The sequence below is a fragment of the Sneathia sp. DSM 16631 genome (assembly GCF_014892235.1).
In the GTDB taxonomy this organism is placed as follows: domain Bacteria; phylum Fusobacteriota; class Fusobacteriia; order Fusobacteriales; family Leptotrichiaceae; genus Sneathia; species Sneathia vaginalis.
Genome location: NZ_JADBHL010000006.1, coordinates 21,547 through 33,779 on the forward strand (window position 1 = coordinate 21,547; position 12,233 = coordinate 33,779).

Annotated in this window: 11 protein-coding genes and 1 riboswitch; of the genes, 9 read left to right on the forward strand and 2 right to left on the reverse strand. The window is 26.6% G+C overall.

Annotated features, from left to right (window positions below):
* Window positions 1-75 precede the first annotated feature (75 nt).
* The 5 genes from IMK15_RS03505 to IMK15_RS03525 all read left to right on the forward strand — a co-directional run bounded on the left by IMK15_RS03505 (window position 76) and on the right by IMK15_RS03525 (window position 6,811).
* Window positions 76-786, forward strand: a complete 711-nt coding sequence (locus tag IMK15_RS03505) for a DeoR/GlpR family DNA-binding transcription regulator (RefSeq protein ID WP_192941907.1) — start codon at window positions 76-78, stop codon at window positions 784-786.
* On the forward strand, window positions 764-1,678 hold the full coding sequence (pfkB, locus tag IMK15_RS03510) for a 1-phosphofructokinase (protein WP_192941908.1): 915 nt from the start codon (window positions 764-766) through the stop codon (window positions 1,676-1,678). Before IMK15_RS03505 ends, pfkB begins: the two co-directional genes overlap by 23 nt.
* The gene (locus IMK15_RS03515; protein ID WP_192941909.1) at window positions 1,668-3,530 is read left to right on the forward strand and encodes a fructose-specific PTS transporter subunit EIIC; all 1,863 of its coding nucleotides are present in this window, start codon (window positions 1,668-1,670) and stop codon (window positions 3,528-3,530) included. Before pfkB ends, IMK15_RS03515 begins: the two co-directional genes overlap by 11 nt.
* A gap of 163 nt (window positions 3,531-3,693) precedes the next feature.
* On the forward strand, window positions 3,694-5,241 hold the full coding sequence (locus IMK15_RS03520) for an ATP-binding cassette domain-containing protein (RefSeq protein WP_192941910.1): 1,548 nt from the start codon (window positions 3,694-3,696) through the stop codon (window positions 5,239-5,241).
* Window positions 5,242-5,272: 31 nt separating this feature from the next.
* A complete protein-coding gene (locus IMK15_RS03525; protein ID WP_192941911.1) occupies window positions 5,273-6,811 on the forward strand; it encodes an ATP-binding cassette domain-containing protein in 1,539 nt (512 codons plus the stop codon).
* Window positions 6,812-6,888: 77 nt separating this feature from the next.
* On the opposite strand, the gene IMK15_RS03530 is transcribed toward IMK15_RS03525, so the two are convergent.
* Window positions 6,889-8,022 (reverse strand): ROK family protein, encoded by a 1,134-nt coding sequence (locus IMK15_RS03530; protein WP_192941912.1) that lies wholly within the window; start codon window positions 8,020-8,022, stop codon window positions 6,889-6,891.
* A 125-nt stretch (window positions 8,023-8,147) separates the two neighbouring features.
* Between IMK15_RS03530 and IMK15_RS03535 the strand changes: the two genes are divergently transcribed.
* On the forward strand, window positions 8,148-8,777 hold the full coding sequence (locus IMK15_RS03535; RefSeq protein WP_046328379.1) for a YoaK family protein: 630 nt from the start codon (window positions 8,148-8,150) through the stop codon (window positions 8,775-8,777).
* A gap of 37 nt (window positions 8,778-8,814) precedes the next feature.
* Here the strand turns inward: IMK15_RS03535 and IMK15_RS03540 are convergent, their stop codons facing one another.
* Window positions 8,815-9,531, reverse strand: a complete 717-nt coding sequence (locus IMK15_RS03540) for a YebC/PmpR family DNA-binding transcriptional regulator (protein ID WP_046328380.1) — start codon at window positions 9,529-9,531, stop codon at window positions 8,815-8,817.
* 126 nt (window positions 9,532-9,657) lie between these two features.
* Window positions 9,658-9,747, forward strand: a riboswitch (TPP riboswitch).
* Window positions 9,748-9,799: 52 nt separating this feature from the next.
* Here IMK15_RS03540 and IMK15_RS03545 point away from each other — a divergent pair.
* From IMK15_RS03545 to IMK15_RS03555, 3 genes are read left to right on the forward strand one after another with little or no spacing between them, the layout of a single operon-like run.
* Window positions 9,800-10,528: an ABC transporter permease gene (locus tag IMK15_RS03545; protein WP_046328381.1), complete on the forward strand. Its 729-nt coding sequence runs from the start codon at window positions 9,800-9,802 to the stop codon at window positions 10,526-10,528.
* A 9-nt stretch (window positions 10,529-10,537) separates the two neighbouring features.
* On the forward strand, window positions 10,538-11,509 hold the full coding sequence (locus IMK15_RS03550; protein ID WP_192941913.1) for an ABC transporter substrate-binding protein: 972 nt from the start codon (window positions 10,538-10,540) through the stop codon (window positions 11,507-11,509).
* Complete coding sequence (locus tag IMK15_RS03555; RefSeq protein ID WP_192941914.1) at window positions 11,490-12,218, forward strand: ABC transporter ATP-binding protein; 729 nt, start codon at window positions 11,490-11,492, stop codon at window positions 12,216-12,218. The genes IMK15_RS03550 and IMK15_RS03555 overlap by 20 nt, the downstream gene beginning before the upstream one ends.
* Window positions 12,219-12,233 lie beyond the last annotated feature (15 nt).

Here is a 12,233-nt window from a genome sequence, read left to right on the forward strand (position 1 = left end):
AAAAATTTTCATTTTTTTCAATTTTTTTCTTCATTTTTTTCATTTTATGTAATATAATATATTGAGGTGATGGTAATGTTATCTAAGCAAAGACAAGATAAAATTCTTGATATACTTAGGGAAAAGGGGAAAATAAGTTTCACAGACTTAGCAAAAAAGCTTAATACATCATATGCTACAATCAGGCGTGATTGTGAAAATTTAGAAAGTTTTAATTTAGTTACACGTATTTCAAAGGGTGTAGAACTAAATGAATATAAATATGATATAGATATTTCATATAGACAAGTAAAAAATATTTCTAAAAAAAGAAAAATTGCTAAAAGGGCTGCAAAATTCTTGAAAAGAGGTAGTTTCATATTTTTAGATTCAGGGACTACAGTTAATGAATTAATACCATATTTAAAAAATTTAGATATACGTGTTGTTACAAATGGTATTATGCACTTGCCTAAATTGATAGATAATAAGGTGGAGACAATTTTGGTAGGAGGTAGAGTCAAACCTACAACAAGAGCTATAGTCAGTCCAGAAGCTATTAAACAAATAAAGAGATACAGATTTGATTATTGCTTTATGGGTGCTAACGCAATTAATGAAGAATTAGGATATATGACTCCAGATCCAGATGAAGCAGAAATTAAAAGAGCAGTTATAGAGAGTTCAAAAGTAGCATTTGTTCTTGCAGAAAAATCTAAGTGTGATAAGATTTCAAATGTTAGATTTTCTGAGTATGATAAATGCATATATATAGGGGAGGATAATGATATACACAGTAACGCTTAATCCAGCATTGGATTATGATATTTATACAAACAAGATACAATTAGGTGAGCTAAATGATTCTAATAAAGTAGAGTTTAGAGCAGGTGGTAAAGGTATTAATGTGTCTATAATGCTAAATAATATAAATGAAAGATCAATAGCATTAGGATATATAGCAGGATTTACAGGTGAATATATATTAAAAGATTTAAATGCCCAAAATATTATGAGTGATTTCATAAGTGTAAAAGGTAATACAAGAATAAATATTAAGTTAAAAAGTGAAGAAGTAGAAACAGAAATAGCAGGAATTTCACCAGAAATAACTAGAGAGAATTATGAAGAACTTCTTTTGAAAATAAAGAGATTGAAAACTGATGATATTTTAGTATTATCAGGATCTATTCCAGGTTGTATGGAAAAAGATGCGTATAAAAAAATGGCACAAAGCACAAAAGCACAAGTAGTATTAGATACAAGAGGAGACTTGTTAATAGAAAATATATGGAATAATCTTTTAATTAAACCTAATATCAAAGAATTAGAACAAGCGTTTAATAAGAAATTAAATACACATAGAGAAGTATATGATGCTTGTAAGATATTCTTTGATAAGGGTGTAAAATACATTCTAGTTTCTATGGGAGAAAAAGGTGCTTTATTAGTAAAAAAAGGTAGAATGTTTAGTGCAAATGTACCAAGTGGTGAAATGATAAACACAATAGGTGCAGGAGATTCAACAGTTTCAGGATTTTTAAAAGGATATACAGAAAATTTAGAAGATAAAGAAATTTTGAAATTAGCAGTTGCTTGTGGTAGTGCAACAGCATATTCTTATGGAATAGGTAAGAAGGATAAAATATATGAATTAATAAAAAATATAGAATGTGAGGAAGAAATTTATGAAGATTGACGCATTATTTAACAAAAAGCTATTTATACCAGAATTAGGGTCGGCAGATAAAAAAGATGTTATAGAAAAAATGGTTGATAAGCTATATGAAAATGATTGTATTACTTCAAAAGAAGAATTCTTAAAAGAAGTATTAAAAAGAGAAGAAGTAGCACATACAGCTTTTGAAGGTGGAGTAGCAACACCACATGCAAAAAGCTCTGTTGTAAAAAAAGCTAGTGTAGTAGTAGGTATTAGCCATGATGGTGTAGATTTTAGTGATGGTGAAGAAGAAAAAAGTAAGCTATTCTTCTTAATAGCTGTACCAGTAGATAATCCTAACTTACATATAGATGTACTAGCAAAATTAGCAGGTTTAATTGAAGATGAAGGAAGAATTAATAATATATTAAATGCTGATAATTTTGAAGAAGTATTAAAAAATATACATGAAGAAGAAAAAGAAGTAAGTGTAGAAAAAAATAAGGGATATGTAGTAGCAGTTACAGCTTGTCCAACAGGAATAGCACATACATTTATGGCAAGAGATGCGTTAATAAAGGCAGCCAATGAAATGGGTGTAGAAATTAAAGTTGAAACAAATGGAACAGATGGAAGAAAAAATGAAATTACTAAAGAAGATTTAAAAAGAGCAAAAGGTGTAATATTAGCGATTAATAAATCTGTTGATGAATCTAGATTTAATGGTTACAGAGTTATTAAAGTTGGTGCTAAAGAAGGTATTAGTAATTCAAAGAAATTAATACAAGATATTTTAGATGGAAAAGGTGAAATTGCAGAATTTAAGGCTGAAATAAAGGAAAATTCAAATAGCAAATTATCAGAAAGTAGTAATTTGTATAAGCACTTAATGAGTGGTGTTTCATATATGTTACCTCTAGTTGTAAGTGGTGGTATATTAATAGCATTAGCGTTTTTAGTTGATACATTAACAGGAAATGGTAATGCAGGTTCTAATTTTGGATCAGTTAATATTGTAGCTAAGACATTAAAAGAAATAGGGGGAACAGCATTTGGATTATTTGTTCCTATACTAGCAGGTTATGTTGCATATAGCATGGGTCAAAAATCAGCATTAACAGCAGGACTTGTAGCAGGTGCATTAGCAGTAAGTGGTGGTTCAGGATTCCTAGGAGCATTAGTTGGTGGACTATTTGCAGGTTTAATTGTTAGTTGGTTAAATAACGGAATAAATAAGGTATCTGAAAAATTCAGAGGTATATATTTAATCCTTGTAATACCAGTAGTTAGTGTATTAATTACAGGTTTAGCTATGACATTTATATTAAATCCAATAGTTAGTGTTATAAACAAAGCGATGATAGACTTCTTAAATAATATGAATTCAGGTTCAAGAATTATACTAGGTTTAATAGTTGGTGGAATGATGGCAGTAGATATGGGTGGTCCTATTAATAAGGCAGCATATGTATTTGGTACTGGTACTCTAGAAGCTACAATTGCAACAGGTGGAAGTTCAGCTATGGCTGCTGTAATGGCAGGTGGTATGGTTCCTCCATTAGCATTAGCAATAGCAACTACTATATTTAAAGAAAAGTATTCAAAAGAAGAAAGACAAGCAGGAATATCAAACTATATAATGGGATTATCATTTATTACAGAAGGTGCAATACCATTTGCAGCAGCAAATCCATTAAGAGTAATACCAGCTTGTGTTATAGGGTCAGCAATTGCTGGAGCAATAACAATGTTCTTTAACATTAAAATACCTGCACCACATGGTGGAATTTTAGTAATGTTCTTATCTACAAATATTTTACTATATATTTTAGCAGTATTAGTAGGAAGTATAGTATCAGCAGTTATATTAGGTATATTAAAGAAGAAATAAAAAAAGAGAGTTGTTGCAAAGTGACTAATTTTTCATTTTGTTAAGCTCCTATAAAAAAATCTCTCAAAATTTTCGGGAGATTTTTTTGTACAATATATAATATATTTTACTTTATATTATTTTAATGATATAATATACGAAAAATATAAAGAGTGAGGTTACTATGATAAAAATTAATACAAAACTTGTATTTAGCATCACATTATCAGTTATATTATCATTTTTCACTATTTTTGTCATATATTTAAGAAAAAATATCTTTGATTATCTTATACAAAAAGATAACAGGATATTTAAAGCACTTTTAATTTTGTTTGTATCTATGATATTTTTAGAAATATTTAAGCTTATACTAAAATTAAATAATGCTAGAATAATAAAAGAGTGGAATTTAAATTTGAGTAGTAATATTAGTAAAAAAATATGCAATTTACCATATAAAGAATTTTCTGATGCATCATCATATATTTCATGGTATACAAATGATTTACCTTTGGTTAGTTCATATATTTTTCAAAATTATATAGAGGTATTTAACCAAGTTTTATTTACAATATTTTCAATAGGTTTTTTATATTATATTAATTATATTTTAGCTATTACTTCTATTTTATTTCTAATAATATTGTATTTTACAGGTAAAATATTTGGAGATAAAATAGGTAAATACTATCAAAGATATGCAATAATGCTTCAAGAATACAATAGTACTATAAGTAATTTCTTGGAGGGCTTAAATATATTAAGTTATTTTAATAGAAAAGATTTCTATAAACAAATGGTATATAAAGAACAAGACAAGATAGAAACTCAAATGTATAATATAAAATGCTTAACAGCATTTTCTGATTTGTCATTTGCAGGGACTAAAGGTTTTTTAGAATTAGTTATGTTTGTAGTTACAATTTATTTGATATATATAAATAAAATAAGTGCTGGTAATGTATTAGTTACACCATTTATCCTTTCTACTTTTTTAGATGCTGGTATGAAATTAGCAGATATATATATACAAATTAAATTTTCTAAGGATTTAAAATCAAAATTAGAAAAATATGAAAAAAATAAATTAATACTTTATCCAAATATGAAACATAAGATAGAAATAAAAGATGTGTCATTTAAATATGGAGAAAAAGAAATATTAAAAAAATGCAATATGCTTTTTGAAAAGAATAAGAAATATGCAATAGTAGGTAAAAGTGGAAGTGGTAAGTCTACAATATTGAAGTTAATTTTAGGTATATTAAAACCTACAGAAGGATATATATACGTAGATGATCAAATACTTGATAATAAAAGAGATTTAGATTTCTCAAAAGAAATTTCATATGTAAGTCAAGAAGTATATATGTTTAATTTAAGTATTAGGGAGAATTTAACTTTAGGATATGAATATACAGAAGATAGTATAGAAAAGGCATTAAAAGAAGCAAAGGTGTATGAAAATATTTGTACTAAAAAAGATAAATTAGAAAGTAATTGTAATGAATTATCTGGAGGAGAAAAGCAAAGAATATCGTTAGCAAGAGCCTTATTAAGAAATACTAATACGATAATATTAGATGAAGCAACATCAGCTGTGGATAAGAAGACGAGCAAAGAAATAGAGGATATATTACTAAGTAAAGAAGATAAGACGGTAATAGTAATATCACATCATTTAGATGAAGAAGATAGTAGAAAATTTGATATGATTATAAAAATATAATAAAAAATATACATATATTGGAGGTAAAAAGATGATCAAGTATATAATGAAAAATAAAAAATATTTATTAATTAGTGTACTTTTTTATTTTTTGAGCTCTGTTTTTAATATATTAGTATCATATTCTATGGGTTTTTTTACAAATGCATCATTAAAAAAAGAATTAAATATTGTTATTATTTGGGCTTTAATAACATTAATATCAATAGTTATTTCAAATTTTTTTCAAGGGATTACAATATTTTTTAGAGGAAGATTTTCATCTTATGCTATATTAAATTTAAAAAATGAAATTTATAAAAAGATATTAAAAATTGAAAACAATAAGGATGTAGATAATTATTTTTCTATTATTAATGCTGATATAGAAATATTAAAGAAAGATTATTTTGAAGGGATTGTATTATTTATATCTATAATTATAAAGATAGTTATGTCATGTATTGCAATTTTAGCACTAAATTTTGAGATTTTTATATTATTTATAATTATAACAATTCCAACGACATTTTTTTTACCATTTTTAAAAAAGAAACTTTCTTTAAAAAAATCAAAAATGAGTAAAAATAATTTTTTATTCACAAAAGAATTGAAAAATTATCTTTTTGGTAATGATGTAATAATTCAATTTGATAAAAGAAATAATTTCATTTTACGATTACTAAAAATTGATAAAGACTTTGAACTTTCAAAAGAAGAAAATAAAAATTGGGATAGTAATGTCAGTCTATTTTCAACAACTTTAGTAATGGTGTCTCAAATGTTTTGTATGATAATAGGAGCATATTATATTTATTTAGGAAAAATAGAGATAGGTACTATGATAACAACTACACAGTTATTAAATTATATAGTGCTTCCAATTTCTTCATTAAATAGTAATTTTGTTAAAATAAAATCCACAAAAAAAATAATAGAAAAAATTGATAATATTTTAAAAATTAATGAATTAAATAATCTTGAAAATATAGATGGAGACATAGAGTTTAAAAACTTTAGTGTAAAGTTTGATAATAAAATATTATATAAAAATTTTAATTATAGTTTTAAAAAAGGAAATAGATATTTAATTCGTGGTGCAAGTGGAACAGGTAAAACTATATTAATAAAAAGTTTATTGAAAAGAAATAACAATTATTATGGAGAAATATTTATTAATAATAAGAATATAAAGGACTTATCACAAAAAAATATTTTAGATAAAATTATTTATGTATCACAAAATGATTATATTTTTGATGTAGGTGTATCTGAAAACATTAAATTATTTGATGATTTTGAAGTATCTGAAATAATAAAAGAATTAGAAATAAAGACGAATATAAATGATATAGTAGAATTATCAGGTGGAGAAAAACAAAAAATAAATTTAGCGAGAGCTTTTATAAGAGAAGCCGATGTATATATTTTTGACGAACCTACTAATTTTTTAGATTATAAAAGTAAACAAAAAGTTATTGATAAAATATTTTCATTAAAAAATAAGATAATTTTAGTTATTTCTCATGACACAGATAGAAGTTTTATAGATAAATTTGATCATATAATAGAATTAGGGGATATCAATTAAATTTTTTACAAAAAAAGTGCCAAAATTATTTGACACTTTTTTAAGTTGCCTACTACGTTTTAAATTTGCAATAGCCCTTATCTTATTAATTTTTTCCCATCAAACAAATTACCAATTACAATAGCTAAAGCACCTAGTGCTTCAATATTTGTTGGTAAAAGAGAATTTTCAATGGTTGTATTTTCAAATATTTCTTTATCTATATTTCCTTTTACATATTTAGTTATTGTGTCCTTCATAAAAGGGTGATTTACAAATACATCGCCTGCAAGTACTATTTTGCCTATATCTAGTATTCTTATTACATTACTTAAAGAAAAGCCTATTTGCTCACACACTTTATCCATAACTTCCTTATACGGGCTCATATTCTTATCAGCTTTTGAAAGGACTTCATTAATATCAAGTTTATCAATATCTATTTCTTCATGTCCAGAAAATTTTTCTATAATATTAGAATTTTTACAGTATGCTCCTAGTGTATTATTGTTATCGTTAAATATTTTACCCAATTGACCAGCTGCAAAATTTTGCCCTGAATAAATTTTCTTATTGATTAATATGGATGCACCTATGCTATTATGCATATATACTAATAGTGCGTTGTCTATTAATTTAAGAGAACCAAAAAGAGACTCAGCTTTTAAAATTGCACGTATATCATTATCAGCAACACAAGGTATTTCAAAACTGTCTTCTATATACTGTGCTATATTTATATTGCAATTTTTAAATATACTAGATTTTTTTACAATACCATTGTTTGAGTCGACAAGTCCAGGCATAGTAATACCTATACCACCTATATTTTCTTTTCCATATTTTTCAAGAACATACTCAATTTCTTCAACTAACATTTTTATAAATCTTGCTTGTAATAAATTATTAGCTCGTTTTCTATTTCTTGTTTCAATTACTTCACCATTAATATATGCAACAGATAAAGATATGAAATCTTCGGATAAGCATATACCCAAGATTTTCTTGTAATTTTTATTAATAATTAAACCTCTTCTAGGTCTACCACCATTTGATGGTAAAATTTCTTCTTCCTGTAATATTAAATTTTTTGCTACTAGTTTTTTTATTATTTTAAATACTGCTGGTGCAGAAATTTCTAATTCAGAAGCTAATAGTGTTCGGCTCATATTGTTGAATAATAAAATATGATTTAATGCGTTGTAGTCATTTAGATTAAGCTTTTTAGTCATAATTCCTCCAAGTATAAATTATAAATTATTAACTAAGTTAATAATATACTATTTTTTCAATAAATACAAGGTTTTTATTACAAAAAAATAAATATTGTGCTAAAATATACAAAAGGAGGAGAGATATGGAGCCAAGACAAGTTTCTGAATCAATAGAAGTATCAATGATGTTAACGTTTGTTGGTGGATTTCTTGAAATATATTCATTTATTTTAAAAGGTCATGTCTTTGCAACAACTATAACGGGTAATATTGTAATGATGTTATTTAATTTATCTAACAAAAATTATGCAGTATTAATAAAATATATTTTCCCTATAATAGGTTTTGCATTAGGTATAATTATATCTATAATAGTTAGAAATAAATTGTCTGGTAATAAATTACACTGGAGATTATATGTATTATTTATCGAAACAGTTTTAATATTCCTTATATACATCTTAAGGGCTAAAAGTGTTATGATAGTAGATGTTTGTTTAATATCTATGTTAAGTGGAATACAAATACAAACTTTTACTAAAATAAAGAAGAGAATGTACATGTCTACAATGTGTACAGGAAATACTAGAAAACTTATACAACATTTAGCCTATAAAGATTATGAAAATGCAAAAATATTTGGATTAATAATATTTAGCTTCGGTACTGGGGTTGTATGTGGTGGATATTTGATAAGGTATTTAAAAGAAGTATCTATATTATTAATGCTAATACCTATATGGATTTCAGGATTTTTAGTTCATAAAAATTGAAAAAAAACTCTCAATCTTAAAGATTGGGAGCTTTTTTCTATAATTCAGAACAATTATGATGAACTTTTTGTACATCATCATTGTCTTCTAATTGATCAATTAATTTTTGTAGTCTTTCTTTGTCACCAGGAGTCATATTTTCAACTTCTATAGTTGGGACATAAGAAATATCAGAATCAATAAATGTAAATCCTGCTTTTCTTAATGCATCACAAACTGAATCAAAGTTTTCAGTTGGTGTTGTGATGTAGAAACTATCATCGTATGTAGTAATATCTTCCATACCAGCATCTAGTGCAACATCCATAATGTCATCTTCAGTTATATCATCTGTTTTTTCTATTTCAATGACACCTTTTCTGTTAAACATATATGATACACAACCTGGTGTTCCAAGATTTCCACCAAATCTGTCAAATAAGCTCTTAACAGATGAAGCAGTTCTGTTTCTATTATCAGTTAAGATTTCAACTATTAATGCAACACCACCTGGTCCATATCCTTCATAGTTAAGTGCATCATATGAAACACTACCATCAGCACCAGAACCTTTTTTTATAGCTCTTTGAATGTTGTCATTAGGCATATTAATGCTTTTTGCTTTTTCAATAGCATGCTTTAATGCTACGTTATAATCAGGGTCAGCTCCTTCTCTTGCAGCAACAGTAATTAGTCTTACATATTTTGTAAAGGCTGCTGCTCTTTTTTTGTCTTGAGCTTCTTTACGACCTGCTATTGTACCGTGTCTTCCCATAATTTCCTCCAATAAAAAATATGATTAATTATACCACAAAATAAATGACTTGTAAAATGAGGATGTAATAGTTTAAATTTAATTTTACTTTCTATTTGATATTTTTTTTAAATAGTGTATAATATTATTGACAAACAGGGGTGCTGTAAAAAGCTGAGATTATACCCTTAACCTGATACAGGTAATACTGACGTAGGGAGTTTATGTATTTTTTTATTGCATTTTTTTACTCTCTTCAGAAATGAAGAGTTTTTTTTAGGAGATAGGTATGAAAAAGATTAAAAACTATAGCTTGGTTATACTTTTACTAATAATATGGGAAATATTATCTGATATGCATATAATATCAGAGTTTTTACTACCATCACCATACCAAGTTATACTGGCATTTATACATGATTTTAATTTACTTATGAAACACACATATTACACTTTAACAGTTGCATTTTTAGGTGTGTTTATAGGGATAGTGTTAAGTTTTGTATTAGCATTAGTTATGGATCTTTATCAACCTGTATATGATATATTTTATCCCGTAATTATCTTAACTCAAACAATACCTACAATAGCAATAGCTCCTTTATTAATAATATGGCTAGGCTATTACATGAAACCTAAGGTAGTTTTAGTAGTTTTATCTACATTTTTCCCTATAACAATAGCGTTGTTAAATGGATTTAAAGCAGTAGATAAAGATAATATTAACTTATTAAGATCTATGGGAGCAAATACATTTCAAATGTATAGATATCTAAAGATACCAACAAGTTTAAGTTATTTTTTCTCTGGACTAAAAGTATCAATGTCATATTCATTAATATCAGCTGTAATTGCTGAATGGCTAGGTGGATATTACGGTCTTGGGGTATATATGACAAGAGTAAAAAAAGCATTTGCATTAGACAAAATGTTTGCAGTAATATTTTTCATAACTTTTTTAAGTCTACTACTTATGTCTATTATAGATGTATTAGAGAAGAAAATAGTAAAAAATTAGGAGGAAGGCATGAAAAAGAGATTGTTTCATTTACTAAGTTTATTAATTATGGTTTTAGGATTTGTAAGTTGTGGAGCAGCAAAACAACCTGAAAAGAAATTGGAGAAGGTAACACTAGTATTGGACTGGGTACCAAATACTAACCACACTGGTATATTTGTTGCAAAAGATAAGGGATATTTCAAAGAAGAAGGAATAGATCTTGAAATAGTACAACCAGCTGAAGATAGTTCTGCAACAGTAGTAGGAGCAGGAAAGGCTGAACTTGGAATATATTTCCAACCAAATTTAGTTAAAAAATTATTGAAAAATACACCAATTACTGCAATAGCAGCAATATTACAAAAAAATACTGCTGGACTTATGTGCTTAAAATCATTAGGAGCTAATACACCTAAGGATTTAGAAGGTAAAAGATATTCTACTTGGCAAGATCCTATTGATGATGCAACAGTAAAGACATTAGTAGGAGATAAATTACAAGAAATACCTGGTGAAAGTACAGATGCAACAGCTGGTTTAGTTGCTAATCAATATGATTTCATTATTGTATATAGCAATTGGGATTTAATTAATGCAAGATTAAAGAAAGTAGATGTAGATTTCTTCCCATTAGCACAATATGAACCAATATTTGACTATTATACACCAGTTTTAATAGCAAATAATGACTTTTTAAAGAATAAACCAGAAGTAGCTAGAAAAGTATTAAAAGCATTAGAAAAAGGATATAGATTCGCAGTAGAACATCCAGATGAAGCAGCAAATATTCTAATAAAGAATGCTCCAGAAGGAAATCCTGAATTGATAAGAGAAAGTCAAAAGAGTATAGTTAAGTACTACTTAAATGAAAAAGGTGAATGGGGTAAAGTAGATATAGCTAAGTGGGATAGATTCTACAATTGGCTATATGAAAAGAAATTAATAGATAAAAAACTAGATAGTGGAGCTGGAGTAACAAATGAATATCTTGGACATTAAAGATATTAGTCATAGTTTTGATAATAAGAAGAATACAATAGAAGACATATCTTTTTGTGTAAAAAAAGGAGAAATTGTTGGGATAATAGGTCCTAGTGGAGTTGGAAAATCTACGTTGTTTAATATAATAGCGGGGTTAATAAAACCAACTAGTGGTAAGGTGTTTTTAGAAAATGAAGATATTACTGGTAAGACTGCGAAAGTAAGCTATATGCTACAAAAAGATTTACTTTTGCCTTTTATGACAGTTTATGAAAATATTGCCCTGCCATTAACAATAAAAAAGGTGAATAAGAAAGAAATAGAAAAGAAAATAAATGAAAATTTATCTAAGTTTGGTTTAGAAAATTTGTGTAACAGATATCCTAAAGAATTATCAGGAGGTCAAAGACAAAGAGTAGCTTTACTTAGAACATATATGTTCAGTGATAAAATAGTTCTTTTAGATGAACCATTTTCAGCACTAGACTATATCACCAAAGATACAATGTATAATTGGTTTTTAAAGCTAAAAAAGGAATTAAATCTAACTTGCCTATTAATCACACATGATATAGATGAGGCAATACGTTTATCAGATACTGTCTATGTTATACAAGGAGCTCCAGGTAAATTTGTAAAAAAATTTGATATACAAAAAGATGAAAAAAGCATGATGGAAATAAAGAAAAAAATATATGAAGTTATTAAACAAAAAATATCTTGGTAACGATTTTATCGTTAC